Here is a 21,784-nt window from a genome sequence, read left to right on the forward strand (position 1 = left end):
TCATTAAAAATTTAAACCCAGTGCCATGCCCATTAAAATCGCATCTTCAAAGCCATTTTTATTTGGCGCATCGCTGGGGTAATAATTTTTACGTACTGACATTTCAATAAAGCCCGCACGCTCATACAAAGCAATCGCCCGCGTATTAGACTCTCTCACTTCTAAAAATAAGTTTTCGGCACTGTGTTGCTCGCCGTACGCTATAAACTGCGTTAATAACTGCTTAGCAAATCCTTGTCCCTGAAAGCTCGGGGCGACACAAATATCCATTAAGGTAAAATCGGGCCCTGCTTTTTCACCAATGTAAAAGCCTATCATTTGCTCATCATCGAACGCAGCTAAATTAAAATAGCGCCCCTGCAAACACGACTGCATTGTTTTTAACGTCCAAGGGTGTGTATGACAGGCATTTTCAATGGCCATCAGCTCATTGATATTCTCATCGGTAACCGACTTAAAGTGTATCAAGGTGTTCACTCATTAAAGCCCATAACGCACGTTTTTGCGCACAGGTTAGGTTAGAATCAGGCAGGCCTAATTGTTGCTCACTAAACTCAATGGTTGATGATTTAACAATCTTGTTTATTGTTACAGGCGCAAAGGCACGCTCAATATCATCTTTTAATGTATCACAGAGAATTAACGATGAAGTCGCTGACAACTCAGCTTGAGCTGGGCGAAAGTGTTGATTAAGTTCAAGCTTTTCTATACCAAAAACAGATGCGTAACGTGAATGCATAACAACTCGATGGATTAGTAAGATGAATAATATAGGAAGTAATCAAAACGATGTAAAGAAGAAATGGCAGGGGCGGAGAGATTCGAACTCCCAACCGTCGGTTTTGGAGACCGCTGTTCTACCAATTGGAACTACGCCCCTGCAATGACGATGAATTATAAAGACCTTTTGACAAAGGTAAAGTAAAAAATCAACTTTTTGGTTTGTTTGCTTTTTAAATAAACAAAACGGCGAATTAGCATGCTAATTCGCCGTCTGAATTTCTTTTATGCGAAACTTTGCTGCTTATACATATTTTTAAAACCTTTAAGGTTGTTCAGTAACATAGGTAATACAATCAATGTGAAAGCGATGTTTGATAAAGGAACAGCTAACCAAACACCATCAAGACCTAGGTATTTCGGTAAAATGAATAGAAATGGAAACTGTATCCACATGTTACCAAGGGAAACAAATAGAGCTTGTCCGCTTTTACCAACAGCGACAAAATAAATAGACGCCATAAATAAGAAACCATCTAAAAAGAGTGTCATAAGATGTAAATGAATACCGCTTTTACTTGCCTCAAGTAACGCGGTGTTACCAGTGGTAAAAATATTAATAAATATTTCCGGAAAAATATTTAAAAGTATGACGAACGCGATACCAGATCCAACTGTGACAGAAAAAGCTAATTTTACAATTTGTGTAATGCATTTATATTGTTTGGCGCCTAAGTAGTAACTCACTGGTGGTTGTAAGCCGTTTACCAAGCCTTCAGCAAAAAAGTAGTAACAGCTAGCTAAGTAACCAACAATCGCGAAAGCGGCTAATTGTGTGGTATCTCCGTATGCCATAAATTGCATATTATGAAACGCCATAACAAAGCTAAAGTAGATAAACATCACTAAATTTGACGTTCCTAATTGCACAATGCGAATGGCAATGGTTTTATCAAGTTGTTTAGCTGATAGCTTAGTTTTCGCTTTTGACGCCGTAAAATAACGAAGACACAATATACACGTGACCAATTGAGCTATTAAAGTGGCAATAGCCGCACCTTTCAATCCCATATCAAAATGACCTAAAAAAATATAGTCCAGAATGATATTAGCCAAGGCACCAACAATGATAAATATTGTCGCAAGGTTAGGACTATCGTCATTTCGAACCAACATCGGCAGTGCACTAGCACCAACCGAAATAAGGGCACCTATGGACATGATCTGTACATAATCCCAGCTCATTTCTAAGATGACGCCGCTCGCACCTTGAATATTAAGTAAACTTTGACCAAAAAAAACAAATATAACGGTAGCTAATAAGCCAATCAAAATAATCAAAAAAAGTGCTGTCGCAATTGTTGCATTAGTGTCTACAAAGTTTTTTTCACCACGATATTTAGACAGCATGGTGCCGCCGCCCATACCAATAAGCAAGCCAAAACCCATTATTAAACCTAACAGTGGAATTGCCATGTTGATACCAGCAAGTCCTTCGGCGCCAATAAAGTGACCGACGAAAAAACCATCAACAATCTGATATAGACCGCTTACTAACATAGCGACGATGGACGGAATTGCATAACGCCAAAAAGCGCTGGCTATAGATTGTGGTGATTGAATTTGAGGAGCAGCTTGCATAACTTAAGTATCCAGAAAGTAAGAACGCAGGCATAATATATAGATTTGAGATATAAGAAAGTTAGTTAGTATCCGCTTATCGGATACCAAGGCAGTAACTTCAATTACTAATAGTAACTACTTTAGTGGAGAACAAAATGAATTGGACATTGGATCAACTACTAGCTTTTGTTACCGCTGCTGAGCTTGGCTCTTTTTCAGCTGCAGCAAGACAGTTACATAAGGCACAATCGCGAATTAGTAGTGCCATCGCCAATTTAGAATTGGATTTAGGATTTGAGTTGTTTGATCGCAGTTCTAAATATCCCGCGTTAACTCCTCTAGGTAAAGAGATGCTAGTCGAAGCACAAGTCGTACTCAATCAATGTTTACGCCTAAACTCGCGTGCTTTATCTGCAGCAAACAAAGAGCCTATCTCATTGCGTATCGCGCTAGATGAAACCTTACCGCTGGAAACTATCCACTCTATTTTTTCTCAAGTTGGCGAACTATTTCCAAACACCCACTTGGTTATCACTAATGGCTCACACGACGATATAGCCACTGCCATTGCTAACCAAAAAGCTGACATTGGCTTCATCGTTAGTAACAGTATCTTACCACCAGAGCTAACTTTACAGTCTCTAGGGTATTTTAAAAAAAATCTGATCATAGCTAAAAAACACCCTCTCGCTAAAGAAGACGTATTAACTCTTTCGCAATTACAACAATATCGTCAGTTTGTACTGTGCAATCGTTCAGGAGAAAACCGAGAAAGCGCCCTAAGTCCAGAGCATTGGGATTTAGATAGCTACTATTTGATTTGTGAATTAGTAACGCAAAATCAGGGTTGGGCCATCGTACCTGAGCATATTGCTAAGGCGCATTGGTTTTTTGAACATATAAAAATCGCTAAAGTCGACTTCTTAACGGATCAATTAATCGAAGTAGGCATAGTGAAACGACTAGACAGTCCAAATAATAAATTAACCGATTGGATTACTGAACAAATGCGCCACTTAATGAACAACCACGCTATATAAGACACATCATCAAGCACTTTTATCGGCAATGCACCATATTATGGTCCGTTAAAATACAATGTTCCATTAATACACAATAAACTAAAAACAAAAAAAGTCCGCAATTACGCGGACTTTAGTTCAATTTAAGTGCCTATTAATAGACGTTTCCGCTTAGGAAATTATTCCCACTCGATAGTGGCAGGTGGTTTTCCTGAAATATCGTAAACAACGCGTGAGATACCGTCGATTTCGTTAATGATACGATTAGAAACCACACCTAAAAACTCATACGGTAAATGTGACCAACGTGCAGTCATAAAGTCGATGGTTTCAACACAACGAAGTGAAACAACCCAATCGTACTTACGTGCATCACCCATAACCCCTACCGACTTAACCGGTAAGAATACAGTAAACGCTTGGCTTACTTTATGGTAAAGCTCTGCTTTGTGAAGCTCTTCAATGAAGATAGCGTCTGCGCGGCGAAGTAAGTCACAATACTCTTTTTTGATTTCGCCAAGTACACGAACACCTAAACCTGGCCCTGGGAATGGGTGACGGTAAAGCATGTCGTACGGTAAACCTAGCTCTAAACCAATTTTACGTACTTCATCTTTAAATAACTCACGTAATGGCTCTACTAAGCCCATTTTCATGTCATCTGGTAAGCCGCCCACATTATGGTGCGATTTAATCACGTGTGCTTTACCTGTAGCTGATGCCGCTGATTCGATTACGTCAGGGTAAATTGTACCTTGACCTAACCATTTTGCGTTTTTAAGCTTTTTAGCTTGCTCATCAAATACATTAATAAACGTGTGGCCAATGGCTTTACGCTTATCTTCAGGATCTGATTTACCCGCTAAGTCATTTAAGAATTGATCTTCGGCATCTACTTTTACAATGTTTAAGCCAAACTTATTGCCAAACATGTCCATTACTTGTTGGCCTTCGTTTAAACGAAGTAAACCGTTATCAACAAATACACAGGTTAGTCGCTCACCAATAGCACGGTGAATAAGCATAGCTACAACCGATGAATCTACACCGCCTGATAAGCCTAAAATAACTTCGTCGTCGCCTACTGTTTCTTTGATACGCTCAATGGCGTCATCAATGATTTTTGCTGGCGTCCATAATTTTTCACAACCACAAATATCAATAGCAAAACGCTCTAGTAAACGTTGACCTTGATGTGTGTGCGTTACTTCTGGGTGAAATTGTACACCGTAAAAGCGCTTTTCTTCGTTAGACATCGCAGCATGCGGGCAGGTAGATGTTTTAGCTGTGGTTTTAAACGTATCTGGAATTTCCATTACTTTATCACCGTGGCTCATCCACACATCTAGTACGCCATTGCCGCCATCAGTAATATGATCTTCAATGGCATCAAATAATGCACAGTTACCCACTTTTTCAACTTGTGCGTAACCAAATTCTTTTTTATCTGAGCTATGTACACGGCCGCCAAGCTGCGTTGCCATAGTTTGCATACCGTAACAAATGCCAAGTACTGGAACGCCTGCATTAAATACATACTCAGGAGCACGCGGGCTATTTTCAAGCGTGGTTGATTCTGGGCCACCAGAGAGGATAATACCTTGTGGGTTAAACTCGCGAATTTGCTCTTCGGTTACATCCCAAGCCCAAAGCTCACAATAAACACCAATTTCGCGCACGCGACGGGCGATTAACTGCGTGTATTGTGAACCAAAATCTAAAATGAGGATTCGTGAATCGTGAATGTCTTTGCTCATGAAGTATCTCGTAAAGTCAGGTGCTAAACGCCACCAGCTTAAGCTGTGTGACTATATTAGGGCTAACAAAGGTTAGCCCACTTTTTTCAAGTTGTTAAAGGCTGATTAGCCTAAACGGTAGTTCGGTGCTTCTTTAGTGATTTGCACATCATGAACATGCGACTCACCCATACCAGCAGAAGTTACACGTACAAACTGTGGTTTAGTGTTTAGCTCTTCGATTGTGGCACAACCGGTTAAGCCCATTGCACTGCGAAGACCACCCACTTGTTGGTGAATAATGGTTGCAATTGGCCCTTTGTAAGCTACGCGACCTTCAATGCCTTCTGGTACTAACTTGTCAGCTTGGTTTGATTTTTGGAAGTAGCGATCCGATGACCCTTCTTTTTGATCCATCGCACCTAGGCTACCCATACCACGGTAAGACTTGTAGTAACGACCTTGATAAAGCTCCACTTCACCTGGCGCTTCTTCAGTACCCGCTAGCATAGAGCCAACCATTACACACGATGCACCAGCAACGAGTGCTTTTACAATATCACCAGAAAAACGAATACCACCATCGGCAATCACTGGAATATCGCGACCTTTCAAGCCTTCAACCGCATCAGAAATAGCCGTGATTTGTGGTACACCACAACCGGTAACAATACGTGTAGTACAAATAGAACCTGGGCCGATACCAACTTTAACAGCATCAACACCGGCATCTGCAAGCGCAATGGCACCTTCTGCAGTTGCCACATTACCCGCAACAATTTGTAAATCTGGGTAAGCTTGACGAGTCGCTGCAACACGGTCAATAACACCTTGTGAGTGACCATGAGAAGTATCAATAAGCAATACATCAACACCCGCTTCAACTAATGCAGCAATACGCTCATCAGTGCCCGCGCCAACGCCTACCGCAGCACCTACACGTAAACGACCTTGCTCGTCTTTACATGCATCTGGTTTGTCTTGTGCTTTTTGGTAATCTTTTACAGTGATCATGCCTTTAAGTTTAAACGCATCATCAACCACAAGAATCTTCTCAATGCGGTGTTCGTGCATTAAGCTTAAGATATCTTCGCGAGCCGTTCCCTCTTTAACCGTTACTAGGTTTTCTTTTTTCGTCATCACTGTTGAAACCGGCTGTTCAAGCTTAGTTTCAAAGCGCATATCACGACTAGTTACAATACCTACAAGGTTATTTTCGCTATCGGTGACAGGAAAACCTGAGAATCCCTTTTCCTGAGACAGCTCAACGGCATCTGCAATTGTCAGATCGGCCGTTACTGTAACAGGGTATGAAACAATACCTGCTTCATAGGTTTTAACTTTACGAACATTTTTCGCTTGTTCTGCAATGGTCATGTTTTTATGAATAAAACCAAGACCACCTTCCTGCGCGAGGGCAATAGCTAAACGAGCTTCTGTAACAGTATCCATAGATGCTGAAATGAGCGGCAAGTTAAGTTTGATACCACGCGTTAAGCGAGTTGAAATATTTGCCGTATGTGGCAAAACAGTAGAATGACCAGGTACTAAAAGTACGTCATCAAAGGTAAGAGCTTCTTTAGCGATTCTAAGCATTTTGGCAACTTCTCACATGTGGATCTAAGATAAGGAATTGCGGCCAAATTTTAACAGCGTTGTAGGCACTAGTAAATAATATTTTGTATTTATTTATGATAAGCTAGATTTATAAATGTTTTTTGGTAGTTTTTATGTTTTCTAAGCCCTCGCAAACGGTTTATACCGTATCTCGCCTTAATCGTGAAATACGTGCCTTACTTGAACAAGGTTTTGCGTCTTTAATACTCACAGGTGAAATTTCTAACTTTATTGCGCCTGCTTCTGGGCATTGGTATTTTTCGTTAAAAGACGATAAAGCGCAAATTAAAGCCGCCATGTGGCGAGGCAATAATCGCAACCAAAGTTACCGACCAATTAACGGCGCACAAGTAACCGTTAAAGCACGTGTATCCTTGTACGAACCCCGTGGTGACTACCAGCTTATTGTTGAACATATGGAGCCTGCCGGCGAAGGGCAACTTAAGCAAGAGTTTGACGCGCTAAAAATGCGTTTGGCTGCAGAGGGCTTATTTAGCTCCGCTTATAAAAAACCCCTACCCCAAAACATAAATCGCATAGGGGTGATCACCTCACCTACAGGCGCCGCAATTAAAGATATTTTAACAGTACTAAAACGTCGTGCGCCGCAATTAGAAGTCGTTATTTATCCTGCGATGGTGCAAGGCAAAGAAGCTCATGGCCATTTAATAAAGCAAATAGAGCTGGCAAATTTACGTAATGAGGTCGACGTTATTATACTCGGGCGCGGCGGTGGTTCATTAGAGGATTTATGGTGCTTTAACCATGAGCACCTTGCTCGCGCTATTTATCAAAGCGCACTACCCATTGTGAGCGCTGTTGGCCATGAAATAGACACCACGATTAGCGATTACGTTGCTGATGTACGTGCAGCAACTCCTTCTGCAGCCGCAGAGCTCGTAAGTCCCAATACGCAAGAATTACACAATAAGGTTAACCAATTAATTAGCCGTTTAGCGAATGCATTTAAACACGACATTGCCGATAAACGCGCACTAGCCACACAGTTGCAGCACCGCTTAAATTTATGCCACCCGCGCAATCAGCTAAACCAAAAATCACAACGCTTAGATGAGTTGAGTATTGCACTGCAACAGGCAATGCGTCAGCGTTTATACAAGCAAGAACGCGTGTTAGCTAATTTAACTCCACGCCTAATGCGCCAATCACCAGATAAAAAGCTCGCACAAGCAAGCCATCTGTTAGCACAACTACATGCAAGGTTACACCAAGCGATGCAGCAGCAACTACAACACGCAAATAATACGCTTGCCTTACAAGCAAGTCGGCTTGATTCGGTCAGCCCACTTAATGTATTGGCGCGCGGTTACAGCATAACGAAAACGGCGCAAAATAAAGTGGTTAAATCAGTGGAAGATGTAAAAGTGGGTGATGTGTTGATCACTGAGTTAGTAGATGGCCAGGTTATTTCAAAGGTAGAAGCTTAGCCATATTGCTAAGCGCTAGCCTTGCGTACTAACAGTAAACTCAATACGGGCATCGTTAGATTGAGATGCACTGAGTTTAAATTGCTGCCACCAAGGTTCAAGATGAAGCTTATCGTTTAGCTCGCGCCATAATTTAGCTCCATAATTAACGGCATGTTGGTTAATGGTAAGCTCAAACTTACAAATTGTTTGCTTACACTTTAGCGCTGTAAGCTCAGCGCTATCTGCAAACTCATTAATAATTAAAAAGTCAGTTAACGCGACTTCAAGCTCGTAACTCCATTCGAGATTATCAGCCTCTTGCTCAAACTGTATTGCGAGCTCATCATCAAGCTCTACACCTCCTAATTGATTTAACTTTAGCTGTTGTTGAGACTGCTTAAGCTGGATTGATTTTTTTTCAAGCCGCTGATTAAGCTCAACCACATGTTGTGCTAGCTGAGTTTGTTGATCAGCCTCTTGGGCTTTATTAACCTGCACTAAACCTTGCAAAGTAGTTGGCTGATTATTGACTTGAGTGTTAGCCGAAGAGATTACAGCTTGTTTGGGCGCTGAGGTAACACGAGTGGAATCTTTAAAAAACAAAAAGTAACCACTTGCTAACGCCACGCCTGAAGAAAAACAGAGCAGCATAGCCACAAGGTTACTTTTATATATCATTTCTAGGTACTCAAAAATTAAAGCATTGCACTGGTGTGCGATTCGTTTTCTGGCTCGGGGTATTCTAAAAAGTTTTGGTTCATACTTTCTGCCGGGCACTCACAATCAGGACGACCAATAATTTTTGCAGGTACGCCAACAGCAGTTGTGTGAGGTGGTACAGGGCTTAGTACCACAGAGCCTGCACCAATACGTGCGCCCTCGCCCACTTCAATATTACCCAACACTTTAGCACCCGCACCAATAAGTACGCCCGCTCTAATTTTAGGATGGCGATCGCCTTGCTCGTTACCCGTACCACCTAATGTAACCGATTGTAATATAGATACGTTATCTTCAATTACGGCGGTTTCACCAATAACAATACCAGTGGCATGGTCAAACATGATGCCTTGGCCTACTTTACAGGCAGGGTGAATATCAACCCCAAACACCTCTGAGGTACGACTTTGAATAAAGCGAGCCAGCTCTTTACGGTTTTGTTGCCATAAGCAGTTAGCTAAGCGGTGTGCTTGAATCGCGTGAAACCCTTTTAAATTTAAAATCACAGTAAGGTAGGTTTCGGCCGCAGGGTCACGATCTTTTACTGCTTTAATATCATGAGCAACATGTGTCAGCATGCGGTCACACTTTACAAAAGCTTGGTCAAACAACTCACGGATTGTAAAAGCAGAAACCACAGCATCAGCTAGTTTATTAGCAACAATAAAACTCAATGCCGACCCTAAGCACTCATGATTTAAAATACACGAATACACATGGCTCGCTAAAAGGGGTTCACGAGTTACTACTTCATTTGCTTCACTACGAAGCTGTTGCCAAATTTCATGACGCATAATAATGCCTTAAGTTAGTACAAAGAGCCTACCGCTAATTCTAACGGATTTAGCCGCCTAGGTGTTAATCCCTTCGTTATTTGTTCTAGTTATTATATATAACTAGGGTTTAGATTACTTTTTCAAAGCCATACTATATGACAGCTAGGCAGGTTTAAGCATTTATGAAAAAATAAAATAAGTTAATAAAAATCAGTAAATAACAACATATGACAGCACGTGTGTCATGTGCCAAAATAGCCACTGGCGTACTGCTGACGGCGTAAAAAATAATAATAAACGCTAAATTAGCATCATCAACTCAACAAGGATAACGATGATGAAAAACGACATATTAAATACAAAAAAATTAGGCTATAAATTTTACTTTCAAGATGGCGATAACCAAATAGCCTGTTTTGGAAGCTACTTCACAGGTAAAGAAGAAGTCTATATTAACGATGACTTAGTTAGCAGTAGACGCAGTGTTAATATAAAAAGCTCACACAAATTTGATTTTGAAAACTCGCAGTACCAAGTGAAGTTTGACATGCTCAATATACTGACAGGACGACTTGAATGCACTCTTTACAAAGATCAAGAAGTGCTTGCTAAGCAAGTTCAAAGTAGTCTTCCTAGCGATCCTAAAAAAGCGGTTTTTTTTATTCTAGGTTGTGCATTAGGTGGTGCAGTATTTGGCTATACCACAGCAACAGTCGTAGAGCTAATTGTAGGGAAACTTTAACATGCAATTAAACCCTGCAACGGTAAAGTCACTTAGACACACATTCGATTGGACACAACAACAGCTTGCCGATGCCTGTGATGTAAGCTTGCGAACCATTCAACGAGTAGAAAAAGAAGGTGCAGCTTCAAAAGAAACCACCATGGCCTTATGTGCGGTATTTGAAGTACGCCAAGGTGAGCTTATTAAGCTTGATGAAAACAACCAAAATGATGCCAATAACAGCCCATCTAAAAGTTTTATTGCTGGTTTAGTTATTAGCTCTGTTATTAGTTTTGCCCTTGGTGCAGCCTCAGTACTATTAGTTAGTAACTAGTATTTACAATCTACAAAATAAAATGCCCCAATGTCTTAATACATTAGGGCATTTTTTAATACTTAAAAACTTAAATTATTGAAATACTTTATCCACTTTCACTACTTCAATATTTTTTGCAGGAATTGCTAATTTATAATCAGCAATTACCTTATCTTCAGCCACTAACTCGGCAGGCTTATCGGTGTTATACACCATAGGCGAGGTTTGCATAGTTGCTAAACGCTTTTGCATATCTTCACCATCACCGGTAACAAACACATAGTGAATATTCTCAGTTTGTAGGTTGTCTTTAATCACGCGATTTACATCGTCAACGCTTAATGTTTTCAGTTTGCTTGTGACGTAGTTTACAAAGCTGTCGGTGTTATAAAACTCGCTATCTAGCGCATAACCTAACTGACGATTTTGACTAGCAACCATTTGCGGCACAAAGTTAATTAAAAAGTTACGCGTGGCTTCAAAATCTGCCTCGGTCATACCATTTTTAATTAGCTTATCTAGCTCAAATAATGCGGTACGAGTAGCAAAATGCGCATCGTTGTTTGAGCGCAGTGGACGCAGCCACACTTGGAATATTTGCTCAGAGCGCCCTAAGTTTGCATCCGGTTTAGTTTGAAACATACCTCTAGGGAAGTATTCAATGTAGGCGTAATCACCGTAATTCATACCACGGGTTTGACGAATACGTTCGTACAAGTAACTGTTAGAACTACGATGCTCACCAAAGTACGAGCGCACTAACCACAATGCAGTCCAGTCGTCGCTGCTACGAATGGTATCAATAGGAAAGCCAAACGATACAGCCGTTGATTGCGCTGACTTTTCAACAATTGTTGCATGATGACCTTCAAGCACTGGCGCATCAGGGATTGTTAAGCGGCTTTGTTCGCCTTTTGGAAGTGTCGCCAAGTCAGCTAACATTTGTGCTTTAAGTTTTTCAGGCACAGCACCAATTAAACCCACAGTTAGTTTAGCTTGTGTAAGTTCGGCATTATAAAACGCTTTAACATCATCAAGAGTGAGCGCTTCTAAATCTGATAAATCACCGTAGTTATAGCTTTCATAAGGGTGACCTTTATAAAGTACGCTGTAGAGCACTTCTTTACCCAACTCTTCATCATTAGAGGCTTTTAAACCCGACTTAATGCCATCGATCATTTCTTTTTTCAGACGCTTAAAGTCATCTTCTCTAAAGCCTGGGCTTAACAGCTGCTCACTCACTAAGGCATACCACTGAGCAGCATTATCTTTATGAATACGCCCTTGGAACGACAGCATTTCTTTATCTATTTGATAACCAAAACTACCCGCCAGCGGGTACATTGCCTTTTTAATATCTTTGTAACTCATTGAGGTTGAGCCACCTTGCGCCAGCATTGCGGCAGTGAGTGCTGCCACGCCTTTTTTACCCTGCGGATCGGCAGCGGCACCGGTATTAAATAATAAGTTAATATCGATTAACGGCGAGCTATTGGTTTTATCAAGCACCTTAAAGATAGGCTTACTCGGTACTTGCTGATATTTTGCTACCAACGCATTTAAGTCGCTTTCTTGTTCAAAACCAGGGGCTTTATCAAGTGCCGACATAGTAATTGTGGTGCGCGCATTATCAACAAAATACTTATTTGCAACGGCTCTAATATCTTCGCTAGTGATATTGTCTGCCGATTTATACAGCTGATTAATCACCTCCGGATCGCGCTCAAAATGCATATAGCTGGCAAGTGTAGAGGCAATTGCTTGCGATGAATCTAAACCATTTATAAAACTGTATTTAAGGTTAGACTTTAAATCGCTGAGTTTTTGGCTATCAACCAACTCGGTACGCGCTTTGGCATAGGTACGATTAATGGCATCACGCACTGTGGCTAAATCATCGGCATTTTCAACTTTTACAAATACATGCAGTAACCCTGGATCTTTAGTTTCAGGGTTATAGGTAAACATTTGACTCGCGATTTGTTTTTCTACTACCAGCTCTTGGTAAATATCTGAATTGCTCGAAAAATAAAGCTGCGACAGTAAATCTAATGCGGCTCTGTCTTTTTTCTGTGGCTCCCATGCGGCCCCTTTATACGACACAAGCAGCCAGTGACCAGGTAATCCTTCGTTTTGCTCATGCACATATTTTGGCGCTTGTTGAGTTGGCTCTTTTGGAATATCAGCAACATAGTCGCCTTTTTGCCAATTACCCCAGTGTTTTTTAACCATCGCCATGGTCTCTTTTGGCTCAACATCACCAACAATCACAAGCGATACATATTCAGGCTTATAAAACTTATCAAAAAACTCTTTACCGTAGGCCATTTGATCTGGCATGGCTTCAATGTCTTCAAAAAAGCCCATTGTAGTGTGTTTATAGGTATGTTTTTCGAACGCTTCTTGGCGTACCGCACTTAATAATTTACGAATTGGACTGGCGTTATTTTTTAAGTACTCGCCTTTAACCGTTAGCGCTTCGGTTCTAAATTGCTCTTCGGTGTAGCTTAGGTTTTGAAAAATATCAGCTTCAATCTCAAGTACTTTATCAAGATGTTGCTTTGAAAAATTTAAGTGGTAGTTAGTGTAATCGTTAGTTGTGTAAGCGCGGTTATCAACTCCAGAATTTTTTAAAATATCTGAATACACATCTTGCGGAAACTTTTCAGAGCCTTTAAACATCATGTGTTCAAAAAAGTGAGCAAAACCAGTTTTACCCGCTTCCACTTCATTACGCGAGCCAACAGATACAGGTATTTGTAGCGATACTACATCTGGGTAATCGGTTTTAACTACCATCACACGTAGGCCGTTATCTAGCTCTTCTATTAGGTAATCTTGTGAAAAAACACGCTCATCTGCTTTATTAACTTGTTCTTGTTGAGCTGCTGTTTGCGTGTTTTGACTTTGCTGCGTAGCACAACCTGTTAAGGCCAGCGATACCGCTAGGCTAGTTGCCAATAATTTAAATTTCATTGTTATCCCTTTTTAAATTGAGCAATTTTTAAAACATTTACCAAACTAAGTATGCCGTAAAGTAATTAAATATAAGAGCCCTAAGCCTATTAATTATGTAAACAACTGTGTCAGTTATTGCTGGTAACTTGGTTTAATCATGAAAATAATTCACGTTAGTTGAGAAACTTTCAATAAATAAATCTATCTAGACGTCTAAATGGCTGCTATATTAAATCCATCATCACAAATTAAGCTGGAATGAGGATTATGGCTTTATCACTTCAAGAAAAAATACAGGACACCAACCAAGGTGTTTACCTAATTGGCACAACACCGCCAAAAATTGGGACTGATAAAGCGCAATTAAAAGTCATTGCCGAAAAGTTATTAGGCCGTTTACACGAAATTGAATATGACGGCGTAATTATTTATGACATTCAAGATGAAAGCAGCCGTACAGAGCAAGCGCGTCCATTTGCATTTAAGCAAACAGTTGATCCGCGCGAGTACAGTCAACTCTTACGAGGCTTATCTGATCTTGATGTAATTACTTATAAAAGTGTAGCTCAGCGCGGTGTGAGAGAGTTTAAAACGTGGTTAGATGAAACCAAAAATGACTACGATTTAAAAAACGTGGTGTTAGTGGGTAGCCCTTCATCAGCGGGTGATATAAAGCTTAGCTTACCGAATGCCTACAAAACACTGGCAGAGCAGTCAGAAGACTTCTTTTTAGGTGGTGTAACCATTGCTGAGCGCCATGCCAATAAGCGCAACGAGCACCAACGCTTAATAGAAAAAACAGCACAAGGGTGCCAGTTTTTTATCTCTCAAGCCGTTTACAATGCACAAGCAACCATAGATTTAATAACCAGTTATGCGCGCACATGCAAAGCACAAGGCCTGACACCTAATCGGATTATATTAACCTTTACACCTTGTGGTGGTGAAAAAACCTTAGAGTTTATGCAGTGGCTAGGTATCTCAGTGCCAGAGGCAACTAAATGGCGCATGCTTGATTCGGAAAATACATTAAGCGAATCGGTGCGTATTTGTCGCGAAAACCTCGACTCAATTTTAAAAAGCTGTGCCCACTTAGGTGTGCCGCTGGGTTTAAATATTGAAAGCTTAACCAATCGTAAAGAAGAAATAGACGCGTCTATTAACTTATACCGTTTATTAAAAGCGATAATGGAACTCAACCTTGCGGAGAAACTGATAGCTTAATTTCGAGGTTCGGGCAACAATAATAAGCGACATAAAATAAGCCAGTTCAAGTAGTTAGCTTCGTTTATTTTAATAAGTACTAACTTGATCTGTCAGGTTTGAACTGTAGGGCTTTATCAAATCTAACAGTCGCATTTGTGCCATTTGCAGACAGTGGTAACGCCAAGCTAAGCGGCGCAGTTTACTGCGTCCTAAGCTTGAGCGCATTGTTATATACCTTCTAATTTTGAAAGAACTACTGCCCCGAAAATCATAATGATTGCACCAAAGGTAAAAAAACGAGCTTTCAAATACTCATCTGGATTTTCTTTTTTACTTAATATCGTAATTATCGCTGTAACAATATCTTTTGGGCCAGTTTCACTTGGCTTCGCCTTCCATTCCAATATCATCATTATCGAATTTCCAGCCAAGAACATGTAGAGGCATAAAGACCCAATAATCAATAATAATTCAGTTACATTCATTAGGATCACTTAATACTGGTATATAACGCTTTGCTAAGCGGCAAAAAATTGTTGGCTAAAATAGCGAGGAACGAGCAAAAGCCAACTGTTTTTTGTCCGTTTAAGCAACTTGTTATAGCTACCAACTTGTAAACTCTAAAATGTTTTCCAGTCTAACTAACTCGAACCGATTGAATCCTGTTTTAGTTTCCCAAAACCTTTTTCTTTCATCCTCAGAGCCAGCACCTTCCCACTCAACAATTAGAAGTTCTTTTTCATCTTTTCTTAGTTTTATTCTATTGTTCAAGTGTTCATCGTAACCTGAGTAACCGAACAAAATAATTTGAGATGATTCTTCAAATGCTTTTTCAAGCCTACGCCAGTAGGCGCTCAAGATATGGGATGATCCGATAATTAATGGTTTATGTTCGACGTGAGTTAAAACTATATGGCATTTATCTTCTGGATCTAAGAAGTCTCTGCCAGCATACATAACTTTACTATTTTCAACAAATAATGGTGAGCCATGTAAATGCATATACCAGCCATGCCTATTTACATTATGTCGGTCTAAATGCTCCTCATCAAAACCTGAACTCCAAAAACCATCAATTAATGCCCCGTGGTAACCATTGAGAATTTTCTCGGCAATAAACGAATCATATAGCAAGTTATCATAATTTAATGTGACAACATGAGTTTTTGTACTTCTAACAAATTCAGATAATGGTTCAACAAATGTTTTAGGCAGACTCTGTCCAGAGCGCTGATAATGCAGGGCAACCTCATGGATATATTTCCTAAATGTAGAAGGTAATTCTTTTGCAGGTTCAGAAATCCATGAAGTACCGCTAACTTCAAAATTACTCAAAAACTCAGTTGCAACAATTGCCACTTGCAACTTATCTAATTGGTCTTCTGAACTTGGGGGTAATTCATCAGTAGTTCCTTCTATTGCACTCAGGATTAAATCTTTATGATCATTGCTCAGATGTTCCGTATTGTTCCAGACGCTTTCAAGTCCATTTTGTAAGGAAAAGAAATCAGAATCGAGAGCTAGGCCAATTCCATTACCTGTAATTAATATTGAACGTGCCACATATCCCTCCGTAGCTATAACAATTTAATAGTGCGCTCGTCGCGCATATTTCTACCGACGCTACGCTCATTTTTCTACATTATATAGTTTTAACAAATTACCTAAGGTATTACTATCGCAAAGTTTTCTAAAGTTTTTAGGTAAAGTTAAATTAACCAATATGCGCGCAGCGCTCATTTTCATGAATATATGCGCAAAGAGCAGTTTAACAAATCAATTAACTACTATATTTAGCCAATCTCAATGACCGGTTATCGCTCTTAGCTGCCTGTTAGGTTAGGTCCTAAGCTTTTATTTGCGTCTTCTATTTGGCGCTCTTTGGCCTGTAATACGTTTTTTATCGCGATCTTTACGCGCTTTGTTAGTGTTTTTGCGGTTATCTTTGGGTGGCTTATTTAAGTCGGGCTCGTAGCCTTCAAGCCATTGTGGGGCTAAACGCGTATCAAGCAGTACTTCAATTTCTTCAAGCAGCCATTGCTCATCTAAGCTCACTAGCGACATAGCAAGGCCTTGCTCGCCAGCACGCCCTGTACGGCCAATACGGTGTACATAATCTTCAGCTATGTATGGTAATTCAAAGTTAATTACATATTTAAGTGCCGGTATATCTAAACCGCGCGCTGCTACATCGGTGGCCACTAGAACACGTGTACTGCCTTCTTTGAAGTTATGAAGAGCGCGGTCGCGAGCACCTTGTGATTTATCACCATGAATAGATTCGGTTTTTAAACCATCTTTACACATTTCTTTGGCAAGCTTATCGGCCATTTGTTTAGTGCGGGTGAATATAAGCACTTGGCGCCAGTTTTTCATGCCAATCATGTGCGATACCAGCTCGCGCTTTCTGTCTTCATCTACTGCGTAAATAACTTGTTCAACCTCTACAGCAGCAGAGTTACGCTTATCAACTTCAATAAGCTCTGGGTCTTTAAGTAATTTTTTACTCAGCTCAAATACACTGTCATCAAAAGTGGCGGAAAACAGTAAGGTTTGACGATCGCCTGGGATATGACGCAGTATTCGTCTAATTTCGTCAATAAAACCCATATCAAGCATACGGTCTGCTTCATCAAATACTAAAGAGTCCACGCTTGAAAGCACCACACTGCCCTTCACTATGTGATCAAGCAAGCGCCCTGGCGTTGCCACTATTACTTGCGCTGTTTTAAGTGCTTTGATTTGTGGGCCAATGCTTGCGCCACCATAGGCAAGTGCACCTTTTATATCTGTACCTTGTGCGTATTTTTCAAAGCTTGCAAATACTTGCTGAGCAAGCTCCCTAGTAGGCGTTAAAATAACCACACGGGCAATGCCTGGTTCGTCTTTTTTAGCGGAATTTAAAAGCTTATGTAATAACGGCAAAACAAACGCGGCTGTTTTACCAGTACCAGTTTGAGCGCTGCCCATAACGTCTTTGCCCGCTAAAATTGGCGGTATCGTTTTGTGCTGAATGGCGGTAGGCGTAGTGTAATTATTTTGCTCTATTGCCGTTAATAGTAACGGGTCTAGGGCTAGTGATGAGAACGATGTGGCAGACATAAGCTTGGCTTTAAAATAACAAAGAACGCTATTATACCTGAGCTTAAGTAATAAAAAAGGCGCTAAATAGCGCCTAAGTAAAATGAAGTATTTAAGCCGGTTTTAATGTGGCTTTACGCTCATTATAAAATGCAATTAAATCATCTACGGTGCTTTGACAGTATTCACGAATACCCGATACCACCATGTGTTTTTCACCAAAACCCACCTTTTCGCCGTTTTCTAATAAATTAAAGCGCAAGGTTATTTTGCCGCGTTTACCAGCGTATTCAAAGCTTGGCTCTGCAAACTCTAGGGTCGGTGATTTAATATCAATGTTATTAAGGTTAATGATCATTGATTCATAAATAATCATAGGGCGCGCAGGGTTTATCATTACCTCTTGCTTGCCCATTAAAGGAATAATTACATGCGGGAACGCAGCACCTGAGAACTCAACATAATTTTTTATTAAACTGTTTGTAAGTGTTGGGCATTTACTGGTTTTACCGTCGCGTTTAACCTTTAAAATTACTTTTTCGCCATGGTTTACATCAAACTCTTCTCCAGGTTGTTCTGGAAAATTTAGCTTGGTATTTTCATCAACCATACCGGCAAAGGTAAACTCCATTCGCTCACTAATGCCATAGCGGTCTAACACTAGAGAAAAAAGTAAGTCTCCTGGTGCGCAAAACTTTTTAGCGTCTTTATCATGAAGCGGGTTGTAGTCGTCGGCTACACATTTAGCAAAGCGACAACCTTGCTCACGAGAAATTGAAACATAATCAGCATGCTGCTGATAGTAAGGACTTAACATAGTGTGTTCACTGCTTAAACTGCTTATAACCTAGCTATACTACCAGAAAAAAAATCTTGAGAGGTCGAATCTGTTTAATAAAGGTGAAAAATGATAATTTGCAACTCGCTAATTTACTAAGTAAATTAGGCAAATACGAGTTTAAGGGATTAACTAATGAAGTATTTTTCTTTATTAATATGTGCGGTTTCATTTTTAACTGGCTGTAATAACGTTACTTACACAACCAATATCGACGACGACGTTTTATCAGAACACGTTTCAAGCCATATTAAAAAACGTGGCCTAGAGCAGTTTTACAGTGTTCAGGACGCTCTCGATAGAGGTGCAAGCCCCCTTGGTGGAATAAAAGGCGAAAGCTGCGATGTATCAGATGATACGCGAACATCCTCAATTAGCTACAACCGTTTGAAATCACAAGCTATAGAATCCCTTAAAAATGATGTGCTTTATTTAGGTGGCAATGCATTTACACTAGAGCAGTGCCAATCAGTATCCCGCTACAATTGTGATTTAGCCGTTATTTGTACCGGACAAGCCTATAATTATTAATAGCTCAAGATTATCTAATTGAGACTATAACGCTATGTGATTCGTTTTCTCTCATTTCCCCTATCAAACAACAAGCAGTATTTGCCAATGACTTTTTACTTTTTAGCTGCCGCTATTTTATGTGTTTTCCCACAGTGTAAACTCACTGTATTTCGCCAACCATTATGGCAATACTTATTGCTGCTAAGTGTTATTACTGCCTATTATCAAGAATATATAAACTTAACCGCGGTTGCTGTTATAGCTGTTTATGTGGGATTGTTTCACTTTATGCTATTGGCAACCTCAGCGTTAAAACGTAATGTTCTAACGTCTTTATTTATAATAGCCTCACTCGGGTTGGCCTTACACTGGTTTGCGGGTTTTAATAACCTGCCAATTGTTGTTAATGAACAAGTCACCAGTAACGCAATTGCATTTACCTTGTATGCTAATTTTGATAAAGCATTAGCGGGTTTAATGCTGAGCGCTTATTTTTTTGCAAAAAACAAAACGGCAAAGCCAGTGACTATCGGCTACCCTGCTTTAATCATAATTATCACTATTTTAGCGGCGCTTATAACTGCTTTAACGTTAAACCTTGTTGAATTTGCGCCAAAAGTACCTGAATTTTGGTTGTTATTTATAGCCATCAACCTACTTTTTACCTGCGTTGCAGAAGAGGCATTATTTAGGGGAGTGATACAAACTAAGCTTTCAAATCTAATAACCCCGAGCAGGTTTGCACTGCTCGCACCGGTGATCAGTACTTGTGTATTCTCACTGGCACACTTTTCAGCGGGTACTCATTATATGCTTGTGGCGGCCGTTGCAGGTTTTGGTTATGGCTATATTTACTATAAAACTAGCCGATTAGAATGGGCTATTTTATGTCATTGGCTCGTTAATGTGTTTCACTTTTTCTTATTTACTTACCCTATGCTGGCAACTCCATCTTAAAACTACGGGTACAAAAAAGCCGCTTAAATAAAGCGGCTTTTGAATCTATATACGCGATTACGCACTTGGGTAATCGCGGTATGCGCGTTCTATCTTTTTAGCCTGCTTTTTAGAAATACCTAAATGGGCAAGCGCAACACGTAAACGTGCACGCGATAGGTCAGACCCTAAAATTTCCATTGCATCTAATACCGAGGTAGATGATGTTTTGCCGGTAATAGCCACAAATATAGGCTCTAAGAAGTCTTTAATTTTAAGCTCGTGGAAGGTAGCGACTTCTTTTGCAATTGCAAAAATAGCAGGCTTTTCAAAGCTACGTAAGCCTTCTAGCTGCCATACAAAAAATTGTAATGCTTGGCGAATAACATCTTCGTCAGCTTTACCGGCTGTTAATAGCGCTGGGTCGTAAGTCGGGATGCCCCCTACAAAGTGCCCTGCTAAATCAACCATGTCAGAGAGCGTATTTATACGCGTTTTAGCTTCTGGTAATACTTTAGCCAGCATGTCGCCATTAAATTTCCAGTCAACAAAACGCTGCATTAGCTCTGCATCAGTTAAGTTTTCGCGGATCCACATACCGTTTAACCAGCTTAACTTGTCTACGTCGAATACTGGGCCACCAAGCGATACACGCTTCATGTCAAAATGTTCAATCATTTCATTAAGGGTGAACTTTTCACGCTCATCAGGCATTGACCAACCCATACGGCCTAAGTAGTTTAGTACCGCTTCTGGTAAGTAACCCATTTCTTTGTAGTAATTAATAGACGTTGGGTTTTTACGCTTAGACAGTTTTGATTTATCTGGATTACGCAATAATGGTAAGTGACCTAGTACCGGTGCTTCCCAACCAAAATCTTCATACAGTTTTAATAGCTTAGGCGCTGAGTTTATCCACTCTTCACCACGGAAAATGTGGCTAATTTGCATATGGTGATCATCCACCACGTTAGCTAAAAAGTACGTTGGAAAACCATCCGCTTTTAATAGCACTTGCATGTCTACGTTTTCCCACGGGATCTCAATTTCGTCGCGTAGGTAATCGTTGAACTTAAAGGTACCTTCGCTTGGGATTTTCATACGTATAACGTACGGTTTACCAGCAGCTAGGTTTGCTTTAATTTCGTCTTCTGTATGGTTTAAGCCACGACCATCGTATTTAGGACGCAGACCTTCGGCCATTTGTTCTTCACGCATTTGGTCCAGTTCTTCGCTGGTTGCGAAACAGTAGAATGCTTTGCCGTCTTCAACTAACTGATGAGCGTATTTTTTATATAAATCACTGCGCTCAGATTGACGGTATGGACCAAACTCACCACCTACATCAGGACCATGATCCCACTCAAGGCCTAACCAGCGTAAGCTATCCATGATGGCTTGTTCAGATTCAGGTGTGCTGCGAACTTGGTCAGTATCTTCAATACGAAGTACAAATTCACCGCCTTGCTGTTTAGCAAAACAGTAGTTAAATAAGGCAATGTAAGCGGTGCCAAGATGCGGGTCACCAGTTGGCGACGGAGCAACACGGGTACGAATTGTCATGGTAA

At 40.4% G+C, this 21,784-nt stretch carries 20 protein-coding genes and 1 tRNA gene; 7 read left to right on the top strand and 14 right to left on the bottom strand.

Annotated features, from left to right (window positions below; genetic code table 11):
- Positions 1-3 precede the first annotated feature (3 nt).
- The 4 genes from rimI to ND6B_RS14705 form a co-directional block, all read right to left on the bottom strand.
- Positions 4-468: a ribosomal protein S18-alanine N-acetyltransferase gene (gene rimI, locus ND6B_RS14720; RefSeq protein WP_033102889.1), complete on the bottom strand. Its 465-nt coding sequence runs from the start codon at positions 466-468 to the stop codon at positions 4-6.
- Complete coding sequence (locus ND6B_RS14715; RefSeq protein WP_024602105.1) at positions 455-739, bottom strand: hypothetical protein; 285 nt, start codon at positions 737-739, stop codon at positions 455-457. Before ND6B_RS14715 ends, rimI begins: the two co-directional genes overlap by 14 nt.
- 64 nt (positions 740-803) lie before the next feature.
- Positions 804-880, bottom strand: a tRNA-Trp gene (locus tag ND6B_RS14710).
- Positions 881-1,005: 125 nt separating this feature from the next.
- Positions 1,006-2,361, bottom strand: a complete 1,356-nt coding sequence (locus tag ND6B_RS14705; RefSeq protein WP_033102835.1) for an MATE family efflux transporter — start codon at positions 2,359-2,361, stop codon at positions 1,006-1,008.
- A 137-nt stretch (positions 2,362-2,498) separates the two neighbouring features.
- Between ND6B_RS14705 and ND6B_RS14700 the strand changes: the two genes are divergently transcribed.
- A complete protein-coding gene (locus ND6B_RS14700; RefSeq protein ID WP_033102836.1) occupies positions 2,499-3,383 on the top strand; it encodes a LysR family transcriptional regulator in 885 nt (294 codons plus the stop codon).
- 161 nt (positions 3,384-3,544) lie between these two features.
- Here the strand turns inward: ND6B_RS14700 and guaA are convergent, their stop codons facing one another.
- Both guaA and guaB read right to left on the bottom strand, forming a co-directional pair.
- The gene (guaA, locus tag ND6B_RS14695; RefSeq protein ID WP_033102837.1) at positions 3,545-5,122 is read right to left on the bottom strand and encodes a glutamine-hydrolyzing GMP synthase; all 1,578 of its coding nucleotides are present in this window, start codon (positions 5,120-5,122) and stop codon (positions 3,545-3,547) included.
- A gap of 105 nt (positions 5,123-5,227) precedes the next feature.
- Positions 5,228-6,697 carry an IMP dehydrogenase gene (guaB, locus tag ND6B_RS14690; RefSeq protein ID WP_008110278.1) on the bottom strand — a complete coding sequence of 490 codons (1,470 nt, stop codon included), beginning with the start codon at positions 6,695-6,697 and terminating at the stop codon, positions 5,228-5,230.
- Positions 6,698-6,831: 134 nt separating this feature from the next.
- Between guaB and xseA the strand changes: the two genes are divergently transcribed.
- Positions 6,832-8,166: an exodeoxyribonuclease VII large subunit gene (gene xseA, locus ND6B_RS14685; RefSeq protein WP_033102838.1), complete on the top strand. Its 1,335-nt coding sequence runs from the start codon at positions 6,832-6,834 to the stop codon at positions 8,164-8,166.
- A gap of 15 nt (positions 8,167-8,181) precedes the next feature.
- Here the strand turns inward: xseA and ND6B_RS14680 are convergent, their stop codons facing one another.
- Positions 8,182-8,826, bottom strand: a complete 645-nt coding sequence (locus tag ND6B_RS14680; protein WP_033102839.1) for a hypothetical protein — start codon at positions 8,824-8,826, stop codon at positions 8,182-8,184.
- A gap of 17 nt (positions 8,827-8,843) precedes the next feature.
- Complete coding sequence (cysE, locus tag ND6B_RS14675) at positions 8,844-9,662, bottom strand: serine O-acetyltransferase (RefSeq protein WP_010387694.1); 819 nt, start codon at positions 9,660-9,662, stop codon at positions 8,844-8,846.
- Positions 9,663-9,978: 316 nt separating this feature from the next.
- Between cysE and ND6B_RS14670 the strand changes: the two genes are divergently transcribed.
- Positions 9,979-10,386, top strand: a complete 408-nt coding sequence (locus tag ND6B_RS14670; RefSeq protein WP_033102840.1) for a hypothetical protein — start codon at positions 9,979-9,981, stop codon at positions 10,384-10,386.
- Position 10,387: 1 nt separating this feature from the next.
- The gene (locus tag ND6B_RS14665; RefSeq protein ID WP_008110269.1) at positions 10,388-10,702 is read left to right on the top strand and encodes a helix-turn-helix transcriptional regulator; all 315 of its coding nucleotides are present in this window, start codon (positions 10,388-10,390) and stop codon (positions 10,700-10,702) included.
- A gap of 75 nt (positions 10,703-10,777) precedes the next feature.
- Here ND6B_RS14665 and ND6B_RS14660 read toward each other — a convergent pair whose 3' ends face one another.
- On the bottom strand, positions 10,778-13,660 hold the full coding sequence (locus ND6B_RS14660; RefSeq protein WP_033102841.1) for a M16 family metallopeptidase: 2,883 nt from the start codon (positions 13,658-13,660) through the stop codon (positions 10,778-10,780).
- A gap of 249 nt (positions 13,661-13,909) precedes the next feature.
- Between ND6B_RS14660 and ND6B_RS14655 the strand changes: the two genes are divergently transcribed.
- Positions 13,910-14,866, top strand: a complete 957-nt coding sequence (locus ND6B_RS14655; RefSeq protein ID WP_033102842.1) for a methylenetetrahydrofolate reductase — start codon at positions 13,910-13,912, stop codon at positions 14,864-14,866.
- Between the two features lie 209 nt (positions 14,867-15,075).
- Here the strand turns inward: ND6B_RS14655 and ND6B_RS0119005 are convergent, their stop codons facing one another.
- From ND6B_RS0119005 to ND6B_RS14640, 4 genes are all read right to left on the bottom strand, one after another.
- Positions 15,076-15,333 carry a hypothetical protein gene (locus tag ND6B_RS0119005; RefSeq protein WP_033102843.1) on the bottom strand — a complete coding sequence of 86 codons (258 nt, stop codon included), beginning with the start codon at positions 15,331-15,333 and terminating at the stop codon, positions 15,076-15,078.
- Positions 15,334-15,451: 118 nt separating this feature from the next.
- Positions 15,452-16,411 (bottom strand): SIR2 family protein, encoded by a 960-nt coding sequence (locus ND6B_RS14650; protein ID WP_033102844.1) that lies wholly within the window; start codon positions 16,409-16,411, stop codon positions 15,452-15,454.
- Between the two features lie 291 nt (positions 16,412-16,702).
- Positions 16,703-17,950: a DEAD/DEAH box helicase gene (locus tag ND6B_RS14645; RefSeq protein WP_033102845.1), complete on the bottom strand. Its 1,248-nt coding sequence runs from the start codon at positions 17,948-17,950 to the stop codon at positions 16,703-16,705.
- 91 nt (positions 17,951-18,041) lie between these two features.
- Complete coding sequence (locus tag ND6B_RS14640; protein WP_016900441.1) at positions 18,042-18,746, bottom strand: DUF3581 domain-containing protein; 705 nt, start codon at positions 18,744-18,746, stop codon at positions 18,042-18,044.
- A 156-nt stretch (positions 18,747-18,902) separates the two neighbouring features.
- Here ND6B_RS14640 and ND6B_RS14635 point away from each other — a divergent pair, with 156 nt between their 5' ends.
- Both ND6B_RS14635 and ND6B_RS14630 read left to right on the top strand, forming a co-directional pair.
- Positions 18,903-19,298 carry a hypothetical protein gene (locus ND6B_RS14635; protein WP_033102846.1) on the top strand — a complete coding sequence of 132 codons (396 nt, stop codon included), beginning with the start codon at positions 18,903-18,905 and terminating at the stop codon, positions 19,296-19,298.
- Positions 19,299-19,385: 87 nt separating this feature from the next.
- Positions 19,386-20,237: a CPBP family intramembrane glutamic endopeptidase gene (locus tag ND6B_RS14630; protein WP_033102847.1), complete on the top strand. Its 852-nt coding sequence runs from the start codon at positions 19,386-19,388 to the stop codon at positions 20,235-20,237.
- 57 nt (positions 20,238-20,294) lie between these two features.
- On the opposite strand, the gene gltX is transcribed toward ND6B_RS14630, so the two are convergent.
- Entirely contained in the window at positions 20,295-21,779 is a 1,485-nt protein-coding gene (gene gltX / locus ND6B_RS14625; RefSeq protein WP_008111109.1) for a glutamate--tRNA ligase, read from the bottom strand.
- Positions 21,780-21,784 lie beyond the last annotated feature (5 nt).

Source organism: Pseudoalteromonas sp. ND6B, assembly GCF_000764215.1.
In the GTDB taxonomy this organism is placed as follows: Bacteria; Pseudomonadota; Gammaproteobacteria; order Enterobacterales; family Alteromonadaceae; genus Pseudoalteromonas; species Pseudoalteromonas tetraodonis.

What these genes read in the sequence shown, in the direction of transcription:
- ND6B_RS14715 (WP_024602105.1), bottom strand. Translation starts at nt 739, where the DNA reads ATGCATTCACGTTACGCATCTGTTTTTGGTATAGAAAAGCTTGAACTT.
- ND6B_RS14705 (WP_033102835.1), bottom strand. Translation starts at nt 2,361, where the DNA reads ATGCAAGCTGCTCCTCAAATTCAATCACCACAATCTATAGCCAGCGCT.
- ND6B_RS14700 (WP_033102836.1), top strand. Translation starts at nt 2,499, where the DNA reads ATGAATTGGACATTGGATCAACTACTAGCTTTTGTTACCGCTGCTGAG.
- guaA (WP_033102837.1), bottom strand. Translation starts at nt 5,122, where the DNA reads ATGAGCAAAGACATTCACGATTCACGAATCCTCATTTTAGATTTTGGT.
- guaB (WP_008110278.1), bottom strand. Translation starts at nt 6,697, where the DNA reads ATGCTTAGAATCGCTAAAGAAGCTCTTACCTTTGATGACGTACTTTTA.
- xseA (WP_033102838.1), top strand. Translation starts at nt 6,832, where the DNA reads ATGTTTTCTAAGCCCTCGCAAACGGTTTATACCGTATCTCGCCTTAAT.
- ND6B_RS14680 (WP_033102839.1), bottom strand. Translation starts at nt 8,826, where the DNA reads ATGATATATAAAAGTAACCTTGTGGCTATGCTGCTCTGTTTTTCTTCA.
- cysE (WP_010387694.1), bottom strand. Translation starts at nt 9,662, where the DNA reads ATGCGTCATGAAATTTGGCAACAGCTTCGTAGTGAAGCAAATGAAGTA.
- ND6B_RS14670 (WP_033102840.1), top strand. Translation starts at nt 9,979, where the DNA reads ATGATGAAAAACGACATATTAAATACAAAAAAATTAGGCTATAAATTT.
- ND6B_RS14665 (WP_008110269.1), top strand. Translation starts at nt 10,388, where the DNA reads ATGCAATTAAACCCTGCAACGGTAAAGTCACTTAGACACACATTCGAT.
- ND6B_RS14660 (WP_033102841.1), bottom strand. Translation starts at nt 13,660, where the DNA reads ATGAAATTTAAATTATTGGCAACTAGCCTAGCGGTATCGCTGGCCTTA.
- ND6B_RS14655 (WP_033102842.1), top strand. Translation starts at nt 13,910, where the DNA reads ATGGCTTTATCACTTCAAGAAAAAATACAGGACACCAACCAAGGTGTT.
- ND6B_RS0119005 (WP_033102843.1), bottom strand. Translation starts at nt 15,333, where the DNA reads ATGAATGTAACTGAATTATTATTGATTATTGGGTCTTTATGCCTCTAC.
- ND6B_RS14645 (WP_033102845.1), bottom strand. Translation starts at nt 17,950, where the DNA reads ATGTCTGCCACATCGTTCTCATCACTAGCCCTAGACCCGTTACTATTA.
- ND6B_RS14640 (WP_016900441.1), bottom strand. Translation starts at nt 18,746, where the DNA reads ATGTTAAGTCCTTACTATCAGCAGCATGCTGATTATGTTTCAATTTCT.
- ND6B_RS14635 (WP_033102846.1), top strand. Translation starts at nt 18,903, where the DNA reads ATGAAGTATTTTTCTTTATTAATATGTGCGGTTTCATTTTTAACTGGC.
- ND6B_RS14630 (WP_033102847.1), top strand. Translation starts at nt 19,386, where the DNA reads ATGACTTTTTACTTTTTAGCTGCCGCTATTTTATGTGTTTTCCCACAG.
- gltX (WP_008111109.1), bottom strand. Translation starts at nt 21,779, where the DNA reads ATGACAATTCGTACCCGTGTTGCTCCGTCGCCAACTGGTGACCCGCAT.